Annotated in this window: 16 protein-coding genes; 8 read left to right on the forward strand and 8 right to left on the reverse strand. The window is 75.2% G+C overall.

Annotated features, from left to right (window positions below):
* Positions 1–117: 117 nt before the first annotated feature.
* The gene (locus ABD353_RS36505) at positions 118–378 is read left to right on the forward strand and encodes a SpoIIE family protein phosphatase (protein ID WP_344628038.1); all 261 of its coding nucleotides are present in this window, start codon (positions 118–120) and stop codon (positions 376–378) included.
* A gap of 19 nt (positions 379–397) precedes the next feature.
* Here ABD353_RS36505 and ABD353_RS36510 read toward each other — a convergent pair whose 3' ends face one another.
* Positions 398–769 carry a VOC family protein gene (locus ABD353_RS36510; protein WP_344628023.1) on the reverse strand — a complete coding sequence of 124 codons (372 nt, stop codon included), beginning with the start codon at positions 767–769 and terminating at the stop codon, positions 398–400.
* 118 nt (positions 770–887) lie between these two features.
* Here ABD353_RS36510 and ABD353_RS36515 point away from each other — a divergent pair, with 118 nt between their 5' ends.
* Positions 888–2,381 (forward strand): protein kinase domain-containing protein, encoded by a 1,494-nt coding sequence (locus tag ABD353_RS36515; RefSeq protein WP_344628024.1) that lies wholly within the window; start codon positions 888–890, stop codon positions 2,379–2,381.
* A 92-nt stretch (positions 2,382–2,473) separates the two neighbouring features.
* On the opposite strand, the gene ABD353_RS36520 is transcribed toward ABD353_RS36515, so the two are convergent.
* On the reverse strand, positions 2,474–4,027 hold the full coding sequence (locus tag ABD353_RS36520; protein WP_344628025.1) for a sigma-70 family RNA polymerase sigma factor: 1,554 nt from the start codon (positions 4,025–4,027) through the stop codon (positions 2,474–2,476).
* A 357-nt stretch (positions 4,028–4,384) separates the two neighbouring features.
* On the opposite strand from ABD353_RS36520, the gene ABD353_RS36525 reads away from it, so the two are divergent.
* Positions 4,385–6,127, forward strand: coding sequence for an RICIN domain-containing protein (locus ABD353_RS36525; protein ID WP_344628026.1), 1,743 nt, complete (start codon positions 4,385–4,387; stop codon positions 6,125–6,127).
* Between the two features lie 379 nt (positions 6,128–6,506).
* Here the strand turns inward: ABD353_RS36525 and ABD353_RS36530 are convergent, their stop codons facing one another.
* Positions 6,507–7,034, reverse strand: coding sequence for a hypothetical protein (locus tag ABD353_RS36530; protein WP_344628027.1), 528 nt, complete (start codon positions 7,032–7,034; stop codon positions 6,507–6,509).
* Between the two features lie 766 nt (positions 7,035–7,800).
* On the opposite strand from ABD353_RS36530, the gene ABD353_RS36535 reads away from it, so the two are divergent.
* The gene (locus tag ABD353_RS36535) at positions 7,801–8,388 is read left to right on the forward strand and encodes a hypothetical protein (protein WP_344628028.1); all 588 of its coding nucleotides are present in this window, start codon (positions 7,801–7,803) and stop codon (positions 8,386–8,388) included.
* Between the two features lie 52 nt (positions 8,389–8,440).
* On the opposite strand, the gene ABD353_RS36540 is transcribed toward ABD353_RS36535, so the two are convergent.
* On the reverse strand, positions 8,441–9,256 hold the full coding sequence (locus ABD353_RS36540) for a DUF4232 domain-containing protein (RefSeq protein WP_344628029.1): 816 nt from the start codon (positions 9,254–9,256) through the stop codon (positions 8,441–8,443).
* A 405-nt stretch (positions 9,257–9,661) separates the two neighbouring features.
* Here ABD353_RS36540 and ABD353_RS36545 point away from each other — a divergent pair, with 405 nt between their 5' ends.
* Positions 9,662–10,297, forward strand: coding sequence for a DUF1345 domain-containing protein (locus tag ABD353_RS36545; RefSeq protein WP_344628030.1), 636 nt, complete (start codon positions 9,662–9,664; stop codon positions 10,295–10,297).
* A 32-nt stretch (positions 10,298–10,329) separates the two neighbouring features.
* Here ABD353_RS36545 and ABD353_RS36550 read toward each other — a convergent pair whose 3' ends face one another.
* Complete coding sequence (locus ABD353_RS36550; protein ID WP_344628031.1) at positions 10,330–10,734, reverse strand: thiol-disulfide oxidoreductase DCC family protein; 405 nt, start codon at positions 10,732–10,734, stop codon at positions 10,330–10,332.
* A 93-nt stretch (positions 10,735–10,827) separates the two neighbouring features.
* Positions 10,828–11,823: a helix-turn-helix transcriptional regulator gene (locus ABD353_RS36555; RefSeq protein WP_344628032.1), complete on the reverse strand. Its 996-nt coding sequence runs from the start codon at positions 11,821–11,823 to the stop codon at positions 10,828–10,830.
* Positions 11,824–12,097: 274 nt separating this feature from the next.
* On the opposite strand from ABD353_RS36555, the gene ABD353_RS36560 reads away from it, so the two are divergent.
* Complete coding sequence (locus ABD353_RS36560) at positions 12,098–12,730, forward strand: hypothetical protein (RefSeq protein ID WP_344628033.1); 633 nt, start codon at positions 12,098–12,100, stop codon at positions 12,728–12,730.
* A gap of 337 nt (positions 12,731–13,067) precedes the next feature.
* Here ABD353_RS36560 and ABD353_RS36565 read toward each other — a convergent pair whose 3' ends face one another.
* Positions 13,068–13,277 carry a hypothetical protein gene (locus ABD353_RS36565; RefSeq protein WP_344628034.1) on the reverse strand — a complete coding sequence of 70 codons (210 nt, stop codon included), beginning with the start codon at positions 13,275–13,277 and terminating at the stop codon, positions 13,068–13,070.
* A 90-nt stretch (positions 13,278–13,367) separates the two neighbouring features.
* On the opposite strand from ABD353_RS36565, the gene ABD353_RS36570 reads away from it, so the two are divergent.
* Positions 13,368–13,823, forward strand: a complete 456-nt coding sequence (locus ABD353_RS36570; protein ID WP_344628035.1) for a hypothetical protein — start codon at positions 13,368–13,370, stop codon at positions 13,821–13,823.
* A 112-nt stretch (positions 13,824–13,935) separates the two neighbouring features.
* On the opposite strand, the gene ABD353_RS36575 is transcribed toward ABD353_RS36570, so the two are convergent.
* The gene (locus ABD353_RS36575; protein ID WP_344628036.1) at positions 13,936–14,283 is read right to left on the reverse strand and encodes a hypothetical protein; all 348 of its coding nucleotides are present in this window, start codon (positions 14,281–14,283) and stop codon (positions 13,936–13,938) included.
* A 152-nt stretch (positions 14,284–14,435) separates the two neighbouring features.
* Here ABD353_RS36575 and ABD353_RS36580 point away from each other — a divergent pair, with 152 nt between their 5' ends.
* Positions 14,436–15,746, forward strand: coding sequence for an acyltransferase family protein (locus ABD353_RS36580; RefSeq protein WP_344628037.1), 1,311 nt, complete (start codon positions 14,436–14,438; stop codon positions 15,744–15,746).
* Positions 15,747–15,810 lie beyond the last annotated feature (64 nt).

Below are 15,810 nucleotides of genomic sequence, written 5' to 3' on the forward strand. Positions count from 1 at the left end.
CTCGTACTGGACGTACTCGGGCGATGCGGTGGTGCGTCCGGTCGGGAGATCCGGCGTCGCGCGCGCGGCGGGAATCGTCGGACAAGCCCTGAACCGACACGGCGCACGGAGGCGGGGATCGGGACGGACTACGGGCACCCGCCCCCGCGGAGCCTCACCGAGCCGGCCGGATCGGGGGTCGAGGTCGAGACCTTCGCCTTCCGGGAGGGAGACACCGTGCTGCTCCACCCCGACGGCGTGACCGCGGCACGCGACGGATCCGGGGCCTTCCACCCGCTCACCGAGCGGCTGGCCGGATGGCCGCCCGGCGATCCCCGCGCCCTCCTGCGACTGCTCCGCCAGGACCTCCTCGACCACGTGGGCGGCCGGCTGCACTGAACCGCCGCCCGGGCCCGCTCTATGCGATGAGGGTCTCCTTCGGGCGGACGACGCAGAACTCGTTCCCCTCCGGATCGGCGAGCACGGTCCATGACTCGTCGCCGCTCTGGCCGACGTCCACCGTGCGGGCGCCGAGTGCGAGGATGCGCTCGATCTCGGCCTCCCGGTCCGCCGCGCGGGTCGTCAGGTCGAGGTGCAGACGGTTCTTGACGACCTTCCGGTCGGTCACCGGCATGAAGCACATTCCCACGGGCGCGGTCTCGTCCAGCCCGATCACGACCTCCCGCTCCCGCTCGGACAGGATCCGCCAACCCAGCACCTCGGCCCAGAACCGGGCGAGGGCGGGCAGGTCGTGGGCGTCGACGACGATGTGATGCAGCGACAGGGGCATGTCGTCCAGTCTGCCCCGGCCGACGGGCCGGTCCCGTGTCGTCATGACCGCCGGTGCGCCGGTCCCGAGGATCGGGAGACGGCTGCGCCGGTGGCTCGCGGCGTGCTTACGTGGCTCCATGACGCACCCGGACACGGTCGAGGAAGTCGCGAGCCGCTATCGGCTGGAACGGAAGCTGGGGGAAGGCGGCCAGGGGGAGGCCTGGCTGGCGTTCGACGCGCGGCTGCGCCGCCGCGTGGTGCTCAAGCGGCTCGTGGTTCCCCAGGGATCGCCGGTGGAGTCGGCCGGGATGCTGCTGGCGCGGGCGGAGCGCGAGGCGCAGGCGGCCGGGAAGCTCCGTCATCCCGGCATCGTCACCGTGTTCGACCAGTTCTCCGACCACGAGGGCCTTCCGTGGATCGTGATGGAGTACGTGGAGGGCCGTTCCCTCCGGGAGGCCCTGGGGTCGGGACCGCTCTCCGTCGTGGAGGCGGCACGGATCGGCGAGCAGGTCGCCTCCGCGCTGGCCGCCGCGCACGCGGACGGGGTGGTCCACCGGGACGTCAAGCCGGCCAACATCCTGCTGGCGGACGGCCGGGCGGTGATCGCGGACTTCGGGATCGCCGCGGTGCCGGACGGGATCACGCTCACGGCCACCGGCACGGCACCCGGGACACCGCAGTTCATGGCCCCGGAGCAGCTCCACGCCGGGTCCTCGTCCCCGGCCTCGGACATGTGGTCGTTCGGCGTGACGCTGTACTGCGCCGTGGAGGGGCGGTCCCCGTTCCCGGGCGATTCGCTCCCGCAGGTGATCTGGGCGGTCGGCCGCGGCGTTCCGGAGCCGGTGCGCAGGGCCGGCGCCCTGGCACCGCTGATCGGCCAGCTCCTGCGACCGGACCCGGACGAGCGCCCCGCGGCGGCCGTCGCGGCCGCCTCCCTGAGGGAGGTCGTCCAGGACCTGGAGGCGACCGCCGCGGGGGTGACCGACATCGACGAGCTGCTCCGCCGGGCGACCCGCGAGCGTGACCACGGCGACCTGCGGCGTGCCGAGGACGCCTACTGGTCGGCGCTCGACCTGGCGATCCGGCTGCGTTCCCGGGGGCAGGAGGGCTGGGCCTGGGACGGTCTCGGCTCCTGCCGCTCGCGTGCCGACGACCCGGACATGGCCGTGCGGTTCTTCACCCGCGCCGCACGCATCGCCGACGAGACCGACGACGCGCTCCTGCGGGCCTGGAGCCTGCACAACTTCGGCACCCACCGGCGCAGGAAGGGCGAGCGGGCCGCGGCCGAGGAGTACTTCGGGCAGGCGCTGGCGGTGGCGGAGGCCCATCGCTGCACGGCGCCCGCGGGCTGGACCCACCATCAGCTGGCCGAGCTGGCGGCGGACGCGGGGGATTCCCTCCGGGAGAAGGAGCACTACGCGGCGGCCGTGCGGGTCGCCGCGGGGTCCGGCGAGGACGAGCTGGCGGGCTGGAGCCTGTTCAACCTGGCCAGGTGCGAGGAGCGCGCGGCCGAACGCGAGGAGGCGCGGGAGCACTACGGGCGCGTCCTGGAGATCGGCACCCGCATCGGGAACCGGTGGATGGTCGAGCACGCCGAGGAGGGGCTCGACCGCACGGCAGGCCCCGGCTGAGCGGCGGACCACCGCCCGCGGCGGGACCGCGGGACCGCGGGCTTTCCGGGTCGCGTGCCGGTACCGGGCACGCGACCCGGGTTGCGCGGCGCCTACGCGCCGAATGCCCGCTGCTGCCAGCGGAACGCCGGGCTGTCCTCGTGGTTCCGGCTCTGCGTCAGCCGGTCTCCCGGCCCCGGGCCGTCCGCCTCGGGCCAGTGTTCGAGGCCGAGGACGAGGCGGCTGGCGGCGTTGACGACCAGGCCGCCGCAGAACGTCCAGACCGTCTCCTTGCGCCCGTCGGCGCCGCACTCCTGCTGGACGAGCGGGGCCCCGTCGGTCGTGCTGCCGCCGGTTGCCAGGCAGCGACCGGTGCCGGCGTTCTTGATCTGCGCCCCCGATCCGGCGGGGATCAGGATCCACGCCTGGCCGGCGGTCCGGTTGCAGGGGCGCTGGGTGAGGGCACCGGTGGGGTCGGCCTGGGCGCACAGGCCGGTCATCCGGTTGACGAAGGCGCGGGAGCCCGGGGGCGGCGCGAACGCCGACGGCCGGGCCGTCCGGGTGGGGGTGCCGATGACCGCGGCCGGTTCGGGCCGGAAGGACTCGGCGACCCCGACGGCCGCGACCGGCGCCACCGTGAGGGTCGGCGCCGGGACGGCGGGCGCTGCGCCGGTCGCGGGCGGAGGGGTGCGGACGGGTGTGCCGCCGGAGCCGGGTGTCAGGACGACGACGGCCGCTGCTGCGGCGGCGACCGCGGTGGTGGTCAGCGTCCACTTGCCGGCGGCGGACCGGGACACCGCCGCCACCTTGGCGGCGACCAGGTGGAGGCCGTGGCCCGTGACGGACGGCCAGAGGCCGGCGGGGTTCCACAGGAGGACGCCGACGGGCAGCATCGCGCCGAGGCGGCCGTTGATGTCGCGCAGGTCGCGTTCGGCGCGGGCGCAGCCGGTGCAGGTCCTCAGGTGGCGGTCGAGGTGGCGGGTGGTGCGCTTGTCGGGCCGGCGGATGGAGGCGGCGATCATGGTGCCGTAGTGGCGGCACTCGTCGCTGGCGGTGTCGTTGAGGTGGGCGCGCAGGTAGGCCTCGCGCAGGCCCTCGCACGCGCGGGCGACGAGGGAGCCGATGCCGCTGGCGGTGATGCCCAGGCGCTTGGCGGTGGCGGCGGCGGGTTCGTGTTCGACCACGGCGTGCCAGAGCACGGCCTGCCAGCGTTCGGGGAGCGACCGGTAGGCCTGCAGGACGAGTGAGCCTTCTTCGGCGGCGAGGACCGTGTCGTCGGTGTCCTGACCGCAGGGCAGGGACTCGGCCCAGGCGTCGAAGTCGTCGGAGAGGAGGGTGCGGGCGCGGTCCCGGGCCCACTCCATGGCGACGTGACGCACGCAGGTCAGGAGGTAGGGGCGCCAGGCGTGCTGGGGTCCGCTTCCCGTGGTGACGGCGCGGTAGGTCCGGGCGAAGGCTTCGGCGGCCAGGTCGTGCGCGGTCGCCGTGTCGCGGCAGCAGGTGCGGGCGTAGGCGAGGACGGCGGTGTGGTGGCGGGCGAAGACCTCGCTCATCACGTCCTGGACGGCCGGTCCGGTGAGCGGGTCCCCGTCGCGCAGCAGTGCGGCCAGTTCCGCGTCGTTGAGGTGGTCGAGTGCCGTCTGACGGGCCGTCGCGGATGCGGTCAAACCCCTTGCTCCTGTTCGGTCGATGATGGCCGGTCAGCGGACGGGTCGACGGTTTCGGGCCCGCCGATCGTCCGCCCCCGGCCGGATTGCGGGCCAGTGTGTCATGCCCTGAGCAGGTCGGATCCGGCCCGCGGGCGGCGCGGGGCGGCCCGGCGCCCGTCCGCGGAGCCGGCCGCGCGGTGGAGCCCGTGGGTGTCGGCGGGTGTCCGCTCGGGCCCTCCCGGGTCGTTCGCGCTCATCCCGTGGCGCCCCGGCGCACCCACCGACCCCCGTGCAAAGACTTGGCAAAGATGTGGGACGTTCGGCGGGCGGGACGGTCTTTCCCTGCAGGAACCGGAACGAGCGCAAGGAACGCCGTTGTCAGACCCCTCCGCCGACCCGCACCCGGACGTCGAACCCGCGCACCGGCCGCCCGCACACCCGCCGGCCTCCCGCGACGACGACGCCCTCGTCGCCTACGCCCGTCGGCTGTGCCGAGACGAACGGGCAGCACAGGAACTCGTCGAGGAGGTCTTCGCGGCCACCCTCGCACCCGCACCCGGTGACGGGGGTCCGGCCCGCGCCCGGCGGCCACGGCTGCTGGCCGCCGCCCGGCGCACCGCCGCCTCCTGGGCGGACACCGGACGCAGCGCGCTGCTCTCACCCGCCTTCGCGGCCTGGCTCCGCACCCTTCCCCGCGCGGAGCCCCGCACCGCGTCCGCGCAGGGCGCCGCCGGCGGGTCCGCGCGGGACGCCGTCACCGCGGCCGAGGCGAACTCGGGACTCCTCCAGGCCTTCCGGAAGCTGCCCGACGCCCTTCAGGGCGAGCTGTGGCGCGGCCTCACGGACGCGGCCGAACCGGCTCCCCCGCCGCCGGCCGTCGACGCCCCCGGCGCCGAACTCCCGCAGCCGGATCCCGTGCAGCGGTTCTACAGCGCCTACCTCCGGTACTACGTGGCGCACGCGCCCCGCCGGGACTGCCGCCAGCTGGCCGCCAGGCTCGGCGACACCGTCCGCCGCGGCATCGGCGACGACACCCTCGACCGCCACCTGGCCAAGTGCACCGCCTGCACGCGCGCCCGCGCGGACCTCACCGCCATCCACACCTGGCAGCGCCCCGCACTCCTCGAAGGACTGCTGCTCTGGACGGGCGACCGCGAGCCGGAACCCGGCGACACCGCGGTCCTGCCGCTCCCTCCCACCGGCACCGTCCCGGCCACCCCACCGCCGGGGCCGCCCGTCCCGCCTCCGCCACCCGTCCCGCCCACTCCACCCGTCCCACCCACTCCGGCTGCCCCGCTCCCCCTGCCCGTCCCGCGCACGCCGCCCGTCCCGCTCACGCCCCCCTCCGTGCAGCACCGCCCGGCCCCGGCCGCCAACCCCCTGCGGCGCCCCTCCGACAGGACCATCAGGCTCGCCCTCCTCGCCCTCGGCCACGGCATCCTGACCATGGCCGCCGCGAACATCAGCCCCCACCGGACCGAGCCCACCGCGGCCACCCCGGCTCGGCCTTCCCCCTCGCCCACCACGCTGCGGGCCACGCCACCACCGGATCCCTCCCCCACCGCACTCACACCGTCGACACCCGCCACCCCGACCACGGACGGCAACTCCCCCTCCCCCGCCCCAGGTTCACCCACGGCACAGGACGCGCCGCCGCCGTCACCCACCCCCCGGATCCCCGCCTTCCGCCTCGTGAACGTGCGCTCCGGCCTGTGCGTCAGCCCGGACGGCGGTGACGCAGCCGGCGTCCACCTCGCCACCTGCGACGGCAGCGCGTCGCAGCGCTGGCAGTTCCCGCTGAACAGCGGCGGACTGCTCCAGGTGCGCAACGCGGCAGACGGCCGCTGCCTGGACGGCACCACCCAGGGCGGCAACGTGGTCACCGTCGTCCTGCGGGCATGCCTCACCGACCGCGAGGAGCAGCTGTGGAAGTCCGTCCCGAACCAGACCAACACCGCCTTCCGCCTCCACTTCGCCCCGTGCGTCACGAAGAGCGACTACCCCGACCACCTGCTAGGGCCCGGTGACATCTGGCCGGGCCCGGCCGAGGTCGGCTCACCACTGGTCCACCAGCCGAACTACTACGCCAAGGACGACTTCCTCTTCACCACCGTCTGACCGTGCGTCGGGACGCGGGACACGGCGTTGCGGGCGGGCATGCGGGGCACGGCCACTGAGCTCCACGGCCCCGGCCGGGCGCAGCGGCGGGCCGGTGGGAAGGGCACGGCCGAGGAAACGTAAGGCGCCGGCCGGGGCTGGGGGTGCCCGGCCGGCGCGGCAGCCGCGGGGCCGGGAGGCCCGGTGACGCCGACCAGGGTCGCCGCCGGACCGTCCCGGCACTCGCTGTGCTACTGGGTGAAGAGACGGCGATGCGGGCCGATCGACCCGCTGCTTTGCCAAGGCTTTGCCATCCGGGGCTCCCGAGGCGGCCTCACCGACGGCGCCGGCGATCCCCGCACCGATTCACTCCCGGGAAGCACGCTCACGGGAGGCACGCTCACGGGAAGTAGAGCGCGGCCTTCTCCAGGACGTGCCGCGTGAACAGCCCGCCCCACGCCGTGCCGCCCCGGTACATGGCGACCCGGGCGGCCCCGGATGCCGTCACCTCCACCGCGATCGGCCGGCCGATCAGGGTGGTCCCCAGGAGCCGGGCGTCCGCTGCGGCCCACTGCGCCGCGGACGGCTGGACCTTGCTGCTGATCAGGGCCGGCAGCACCGTCGCCGCGTTCCGGGCGCCGGGCAGACCGCTGCGGATGTGCTTGGCCCGGTCCATCGCCCATCCCGTGAACTCGACCAGCGCGGTGCTGTCGATCTCGGGGACGACCGCGGCGAGGACGAACAGCTCGGTCTTGGTGCCGAACCATTGCAGCTTGCGGTCCCCCCGGCTGCCCACCACCACGCTGTGGTCGCACCAGCCGGCCGCGGTGACCTGGGTGCCGTCGGCCCTCAGCCGCTCACCGAGCTGCGCCAGGTACGTGCTGGCCGCGTCGACCGGCGACGCCCCGTTCGTCCGTTGCTCCGTCATGACGCCGATCCTTCACCACGGGTACGACATGTGGAAGACCGAAGGCACATCGGGCCGTTGGACGGGAGTGCTCGCATCTCCCGGAGCACCGCCCCCGGGCAGACACGCGAGTTGACGTCATCGTGCGTGAGTCGAACGCGGACCTCCCTCCCACGGAGGAGACCGCTCCTCCCGCCGGCCGACGCCCCGTCCCGGCGGCCCGACCTAGCGTGGACGGCATGGCAGAACAGGCGCCACCGACCGCTCCGGCCCCGCCCCGCGCGGGCGGTCCCGATGCGGCGGACGCTCCCGACCGGACGGTCCGCGCGGCGCCGGCCGCACTCGCCGCGGCCACCTGCTACGGCCTCCTGCAGGCCTGGTGGGCGCTCGGCCACGCACCGTCCTACGGTCGCTTCGGCACCGACCTGCTGGTCTTCCCGGCCTGGGGCGCCGTGGTGCTGTGCGCCGGGGCGGCGGTGCTGTCCCGCGCCCTGCACACGGCACGCCGGCCCCGGCCACGGCTGCTCGCGGCCGCCGCCGCGGTGGCCGGCGCCCTGCTGCTCAGCTGCCCGTTCCTGCTGCTGGACGTGGTCGGCGGCCTGGTGCCGGGCCTGCACATCCCCTTCTCGCTCACCGGTTTCCTCAGCCGGGCCGGCTGCCTGACCGTGTCGGTGCTGCTGGCCGCCGCCGCGATCGGCGCCGGGCGCGGGGGGGGGGGGCGCGGGCCCGCCCCACCCCCTTCTCCCCCCCGGGTTCCCTCGCCGGGCCCGCCTGCCTGCCCGTGTCGGTGCTGCTGCCCCCCGCCGCGATCGGCCACCGGCGCCGGTGGTGGGGCGACTGCCCGCGGTGCAGCCGCACCGGCCGGCCCCTCGATCCCGACCGGCGGGCCCGGCCGCCGCGATGGGCGCTGTGGGCGGCGTACGGGGCGGTCGCCTCCTGCTGGCTGCGGATCCTCGCCCAGTACGCCCTCGGGTTCGCCGGCCCGGGGCGGCTGGACACCGCGCAGGCGGCGTCCCTCGCGGTGTTCGAGGTGGGCTTCGTGCTGGCCGGCACCGTGCTGCCGCTGTCGTTGGTGCACCGGTGGGGACAGGTGTTCCCCGGTTGGATGCCGCTGGTGGGCCGGCGGCGCGTTCCGCGGCTGTTGCCGCTCGGGCCGGCCTGCGCGATCTCGGTCGGACTGCTGGTGTACTTCGGCGTCGGCATCGGCCAGTTGGTGGGCGAGACCGTCCACCCGGTGGCCCACGACGGCGCGCTGCCGCTGTCCTTCCTCTGGGTGGCGATGCCCGCCTACTGGCTGTGGGGCCTCGGCCTGGGGGTTGCCGCGCTGTCCTACCACCGCCGGACCCGGCCGCCGTGCCGGGCCTGCGGCCGCTGACCCGCCGCCCCACCGAGGCGCGCAGGCGTGCGCCTCCGGCACGGATAGCCGGTCAGCGTGGGATGCCCGGGGTGCTCGTGGGGGTGGCGCCGCGCGTGTCGTCCTTCTTCCACGCGCCGACGGCGAGCCGGCCCGTGGTGCCCAGGTCGAGCTCCGGGATCACCGTCACGGGGTCGGCACCCGCCTTCGCCCGGACCCTCAGGTACGGCGCGTTCACCGACTCGGCCGTTCCGGACTCCACGGTGTTGCGCCAGACCAGCCCGGCGTAGGCGTGCTCGCCGGGCGCCAGCGTGACCGGCCCGGGCGGGTCGTCGGTGCCGGTGCCGGTCGAGACGGCGTTGCCGCCGTGCAGGATCTGCACGCTGCCGACGGGCCTGTGCTCCTCGTCGATGACCTGGAGTTCCGGATAGCCGTTCAGGTGGACGGTGCCCGACCCGCAGTTCTCCAGGTGGAGGCCGACTGCGCGCAGCCCCATGGCGGCATCGCCCTCGTCGGCGTACACCCGGGTCCCGGACGGCGGGCAAACCCCCGACTCGACCGACGCCTCCTTGCTCGGAACGCTGCGCACCTTGGTGATCCGCACCCGCCCGCCGTCCGCGGAGGCGGACGCACTCGCTCCGCCGGGTACGGCGCCCGGCAGGTGCTGTTCGGTCAGGCGGGGCGAGGGCGATGCACTCGGCGCGACGGTACCCGACACCGTCCGGCCGGGAGCGACGTCCGCCACCGTCTGCTTGCTGACCCACATCGCCTGCCCGGACGGTGACAGGTGGGTGAACGTGATCGTGTAGGTGAAGGCTTCGCCGCCCCGGTTGGTGACCTCGAACTCGGTGCAGAGCGGACCCGAGCCGGTGATCCGGACACCACCCACCTCCCGCTCGGCCGGACCACCGGCCGATGCCGACGCCGACGCCGAAGGGCCCGGCGGAACGCCGCAGGCGGACGTGGCACCCGACGGGGCGGGGGCCCGCGAACCGGTGACGGCCACCGAGCCGCACGCGGTGAGCACCAGGAGGCCCGCGGCCAGGAGGACCGGAGAGGCGGTACGGGAACGACGCATCCCCAGAGCTGACCATGACCGGCCGTCAGGGGCCGTGACGGCGGTCACACTTCAGGCAACGGCCCTGTCACAGCCGCGGGTCCACCCACCGACTGACGCGGGATCAGGGCGCAGCAGCGCGCACGACGCCGACGGAGGCCGGGCCGGTCCCGCCACGCGCGCCGGCGGCGCGGCAGGTCGGCCGCCGGGTGCGGCGGGGTGGCTACTGTGAGGCGCATGAGCCTGTGGTCACTGCGGTCCGCCCTGCCGCGACTGAACGGAGCGCTGGTTGCGGGAGCGGCGGTGGGCGTCCTCGTCTGGCTGCTGCGCGACCTGTCGATGGGCGTTCTCGCCGGCATCACCGCGGCCCAGACCTTCTTCGTCGCGGCCGGGTGGATCGCGCTGTGGCCCATGGACGCCGAGGCGACCCGCCGCAACGCCCGGCGCGAGGACTTCCGGCCCGTCCTGGAGGAGCTCGTCGTCGTCTCGGCGGCGATCGGCGGCCTCACCGGCATCGTGCTGCTGCTCCTGCTCGGCAGGTCCGGCGACAGCCACGCCGCCGCAGCGACCGCACTCGGCGGCGTCTTCATGGGCTGGGCCTCGCTGCACCTGATGTACGCCGCCCGCTACGCCGAGCTCTACCTCGCACCCCCGACCGGTGGAATCGACTTCAACTCCGACGAGCCGCCCTCCTACAAGGACTTCCTCTACTTCAGCTACAACCTCGGCATGACCTACCAGGTGTCCGACACCGGCGTCACCACCACCGCGATCCGCGCCGTCGTGCTGCGCCACTGCCTGCTCTCCTACGCGTTCGGCACGAGCATCCTGGCCACCACCATCAACCTCGTGACGGGCATCGTGACCGGCTAGGAGAACTGCCGTCCGCGTCGGCCGGTGACGGTTCAGGGTGCGCCGCCGGTGCGGGTCGGATGCCAGCGCCTCGTGGCCGGGAGGCAGAGGATCCGCGCCAGCAGGCGGACCGGTGGCAGGGCCAGCAGGCCGCCCGCGTAGGGCCACGCGCCGCCCGAGCGCATCAGCACGCGGGCAGCGGCCTCCAGGCCGCCGTAGACCTTGCCCGAGGGGGTGAGCCACAGCGGCCCGTGCTGGACGCGTTCCGCCGTCACCAGTCCGCGCCCGCCCGCACAGGCGTCCAGCGCGGGGAGGTCGACGAACTGGCAGGCGACCGCCTCCCACTCACCGGACGACCGGACCGCTCCCGGGTGGCGTTCCGCCCACGCCACCCAGTCGGTACACATCGCGCAGTCCCCGTCGAAGAGCAGCACGGGAACCCGGAGGACCTCCGCCATACCCCCGATTCTCCCCCGAACCGGGCCGAGCGACCCGGGACGGGGGAAGCGGATCGGCGGGAACCGGGCCGGACGCCGCTCGGACGCGGCTGCTCAGGTGCGCAGGCCGAGGGTGGTGCCGGGCGTGGTGCCGTACGCCGCCCGGTAGTGGGCGGCGAACCGGCCCACGTGGGCGAAGCCCCAGCGCATCGCGATCCCGGTGACCGTCGCGGTGGCGGGATCGGCGGCCAGTAGCTCCCGGTGTGCGGCGTCCAGGCGCACCGTGCGCAGATGGGCGAGCGGGGTGGTGCCGAGGTGGCGGCGGAAGGCGTACTGCAGCGCCCTGGGGGTGACGCAGGCGGCGTCGGCGATCTCGGCGAGGGTGACGTCCCGGTCGGCGTGCGACGCGATGAACGCGGTCGCCCGCCGCACCGTCGCGGGGGTGGCGTCCGTCTCGTCGGCCGGTGCGGGGTCGGGCGCCGCCTGTGCGGGGAAGGCGGCGAGCGCCGCGGCGGCGAGCAGCCGGGCGGTGTTGGAGACCAGCAGGGCCGGCAGCGCCTGGTCGCGGCCGAACTGGTCGGCTGCCAGGTCGACGGCGGCGCGCCACAGCCGGGCCGCGGCGGGCGTGGCGGGAGCGACCTGAGCTGCCGCGTACCGCAGTGGTGCGGTCCGCCCGCCGATCGGGATGCCGGCGGTGTCGCGGACGACCCCGGCGGCCAGGCTCGCGCTGTTGATCGTGCAGCCGTTGCTCTGCGCCGTGTACGGCACGCCCGCCGGGTTGAGGACAAGGCTCCCGGCGCCCGCGCGCTCCTCGCTGCCTGCGGAGTCGACCTCCAGCTGCCCGGCCCGGACGTCGTTGACGATCATCGCGTCCAGGGGCTCGCAGGCGAAGGACAGTCTCCCCGGCAGGGTGATCCGGTCCACCGTGAACAGGCCGGCGTCGATCCGCTCGTACCGCAGGCTCGCTCCGCCGCCCAGACCCGACAGGCGCAGGCTTGAGCCGTACGCCGTGTCGAGGAAGTCCCGCGCCTCGTCGGCGTCCCGCGTCGCGAAGGACGTGCGGAGGACCGGCACCGTGCCGCCCTCGACCGCGGAGGCCACCGTCCTCACCGCCCTTCACCCGGAACACCCGCCCTGCCCCCGCCGACCCTACGCGCCTACCCGGGAAACGCATGCACGCACGGCCCCGGCACCCACCGGCCCCAGGAGCGGCCGGGCCCCTGCACCGGGGCGCACGCGGGCGGAGCGGCACGCCTTGAACGCGTTCAAATTCTGTGCCAGGCTGCTCCCGTCCGGCGGCGCTCCGCGTGCGACCCGCTCGGTCACCGCGCTGCGCGCGGGACTCGGGTAGGGGCTCGGGCAGGCACTCGAACATGGGGGGAACGTGGCAGAGGAACGGCTGGAGGGCGACGCCGCCGACGGCCCGGCCGGTGGCGCAGGCCTGCCGCGGCGGCGCCCGGAGTGGAAGGGCCGGCTCGGCGTGGCCCTGTACCTGGCCGGCGGTGCGACGGTGGTCCTGGGGCTGCTCGGCTGGGGAGCCGTGGCCGCGATGGACTCGTCCATCGGACCTCCCGACAACCACGTGGCGAAGAGCGACTCCCGCGTCTGCCCGGCCACCACGGGGAACAACCTCGAGTATGCCGACGCCGTCAGGCACTTCGGCCTGTCCGTCCCGAAGGACGCCGCCGGCCTGGTCTTCACGGCGAACAGGCATCCGCTGTTCGGTGAGGATTCACTGGATCTGCGGTTCACCACCACCCCGGGCGATCTCTCCGCCTTCCTCGCCGTGAGCGGCTTCGGGTCGCCCCAGCCCCACACGGCGCTGCACCTGGGCGACTGGCACCCGTACGAACCCGGCGACGTGGCCAAGGCGGCGAGCGGGGACTGCGGCCTCGTCCCGGCCGTCCGCCCGGGCATGGTCTACGCCGAGGACACGGCGAACGGACAGCGCTTCCTCGCCGTGGATGCGAGCGACCCCGAGCATCCTGTGGTGTGGGTCTCCGCCATGGACATGTGACACCCGGCGGGCCGAACGGTCCGTCAGGCAGCGGCGCCGGGCGGCCCGCGACGCAGCGCACCGGCAGCCCGATCCTTCGCCGGGCCGCCCCGCCTCCGGTCTCGCCCCGTCCGTCCTGCCCGTCCCGGGGCGGCGCAACGGCCGAGCGGCGGGCCGTCATGCCCGAGCAGGTCGGGCCGATCGCGGCGACCGCCTCGTCCACCCGGTCCTGCTGCAGGTCGGTGATGACCACGCGGGCGCCCTGGTCCACGAATTCCCGGGCGATCGCCAGGGACGGGCCCAGGTACGGCACGGCGGACCGAAGCCGGACGGACCGAACGTCGGCTCGGTCCGGGCGTCACCCGTCCGGCGGCGCGTCCCAGACGATCCGCTGGACGGCTCCTGCCGAGATCCACATCTCTCCCCCGTCGTGCGGCCGCACCCGCACCCACCGCCCGGTCACCCGCACCTGCCCGCCCACGTGCGCAGCCGCCGTCTCGATCCCCACGACCGACCCCGGCCGGCAGTGCACCACCGCGGAGGCCCACCGCTTCTTCGTGCTTCCCATGTCCACCAGACTCGGTCCCCGCCCGGCCGTCCACCACCGCAGCGCGGCCGTTCCGCCGCCGTGTCGGAGGTCCACGGCACAATCCGGACCGTGGACCCGAGACCCGAACTGATGCCCCCGCCCGTCAGCCGGCAGCGGCTGGACGAGCTCTGCGGCGCGATCTCCCGGATCTCCGGCCTGGTGCTCTCCGGAGCCGGGAGCGCGGCCGAGGAGATCAGTGCCTTCAACGCGAGCACGGGCCACGACTACGGCGCCCCGGACTTCGCCGAGTACGACGGCAGCCGGAGCCTGGACGACTTCGCGCGGGAGGCCGCCAGGCCGCCCCGGCCACGGATCGCGGACATCACCGCGGACGAACTCGTCGGGATCGTCCGCAGGATCCTCGACGGCGATCCGGAGAGCGACCACTTCCTGGCACTCTTCGAAGCCAACGTGCCGCATCCCCGGGCCAGGGGCCTGATCCACTGGCCCCCGCCCGAACTGCGCGGCGCCTCGGCCGAGGAGATCGTCGATGCGGCACTCGCCTACCGGCCGATCGCCCTCTGACCTCCGCCCGGCGGGCCGGCAGGCACCCGCCGACCGCCCACGGCCACACGTACGCCCACGCCCACGCCCACGCCCATTGCGGGCTGGCCGGTCGGTGAACGGCGGCCGCGGCTCACCTGCCACGTCGACGCGGGAGTTCGGGCGCGGTGAGGACCTCCGCGAGGGGGAGGCCGGTGCCGGCCGCGGCGGCGAGGCGCTCGCCGACGTCGCGCGGGGTGCGCGGCCGCCACCCGGGGCCGCCGCAGCAGGAGGAGTGGAAGGTGACGCCGGCGTTGAGCAGGGCGGTGAGGGTGCGCCAGGCGGCCGTGTCCGCGCGGCGGGGGACCTTGAGGTCCTGTCCGGCGTCGACGAGCCGGCCGCGGCAGCGCGGACAGACCGTGGTCGGCGTGCGGCGCTTGACGGAGGCGCGGCACGGCAGGCACACGTAGTGCCGGTTCGGGGTACCGCCGCGGAAGCACATGACGGTCAGTATGGTGGCCGGCCCACCGGTGCCCCAACGGATTTCGCGGCCCCGGCCGGGAGATCGGATCGCAACCGTGCGGCACTGGACCGGGCCGTTGCGGTACGACCACAGTGGACCGGTCGGTTCGGGACGGGGGGACGGTGGGCGGCGTGGACCGGGTCAGGTACGTGGACTTCCTACGGGGAGCGGCGATCGTGATGGTGGTGCTCGGGCACTGGGTGATCACCGCGCTGGTGCGGCACCCGGACGGCACGATCGCGGCGCCCGAACTGCTCGCCACGGTGGAGTGGACGCAGTGGCTGACGCTGCTCTTCCAGATCATGCCGGTGTTCTTCCTGGCGGGCGGCCACGTGGCCGCCGGGTCCTGGCGGCGGCACCGGGAGGGCGGCGGCGGGGCGGCCGGATGGGTCCGCGCGCGGGCGGTGCGGCTGCTGCTGCCGACGGCCGCGTACGTGGGGATCGCGGTGCCGTGCCTGGCGGCCGGCCGGACGGCCGGCGCGGATCCCGGGCTGCTGGGCATGGTGGGCTGGGCGCTGGCGATGCAGTTCTGGTTCCTGCCGGTCTACCTGGTCGTCAGCGCGCTGACGCCGTGGCTGTACGCGGCGTACCGGCGGTGGGGTCTCGCCTCCACGGCCGCGCTGGCCGGGCTCTCCCTGGTGGCGGACCTGGTCGACCTGGCGGACCGCGGGAGTCCGGTCGGTGCGGCGGGCTACGTGCTGGTCTGGGCGGTGGCCTACCAGCTGGGTTTCGGCTGGGAGGACGGCCGGCTGCCGGGGCGCCGGCCGCTCCTGTGGGCGGTGGCCGGTGGCGGGGCGGCGGCGTTCGCGGGGCTGGTGGCGTTCGGGCCGTACCCGGTCAGCCTGATCCGGGTGAGCACCGAGGAGCTGAGCAACACCGACCCGCCGTCGCCGGCGATGCTCGCCTGGGTGCTCGCGCAGTGCGCGCTGTGCCTGCTCGCCGCACCCGCGATGGAACGGGCGCTGCGCGCGGAGTGGCTGTGGCGCCTGGTCCGCCCGCTCGGCCGGGTGTCGATGACGCTGTACCTGTGGCACATGGTGCCGGTGCTGGCGGCGGCTGCCGCGTTCTACCTGACGGACCTCGCGCCGGAGCCCGTGGTCGGTTCCGGTGCCTGGTGGGCGTGGCGGCCGGTGTGGATCGCCGTGCTGACGCTGTTCCTGCTCGGGCTGCTCGTGGCGCTGCGGCCGGTGGAACGAGGGCTGCTGCGGGTGGGCGGCGCGGTGCGTCCGCAGGCGGAGGTGCGGCAGCCGTACTCCGTGCTGGCGGGGCTGGCCGGACTCGCGGCCGCCGTCTGGACGCTGACGGTCTGGGCGGGCGAGGGGCTGGCCAGGACGGACGCACCGGCGGGGTGGACGGTGGCGGGGTTCGCCGCGGGGACGGCGCTGGTGCTGCTGCCTCCGCCGCGTGCGGTGGTCGCGCCGGAAGCCTCCGAGGCGGGCTGAACCGGCCGGGCGGTCCGGCACCGGACGAGGCCCGGGAGAGAGACCGGAAGGCCCGGCACCTGAG

The organism is Kitasatospora arboriphila (genome assembly GCF_039528095.1).
GTDB lineage: Bacteria > Actinomycetota > Actinomycetes > Streptomycetales > Streptomycetaceae > Kitasatospora > Kitasatospora arboriphila.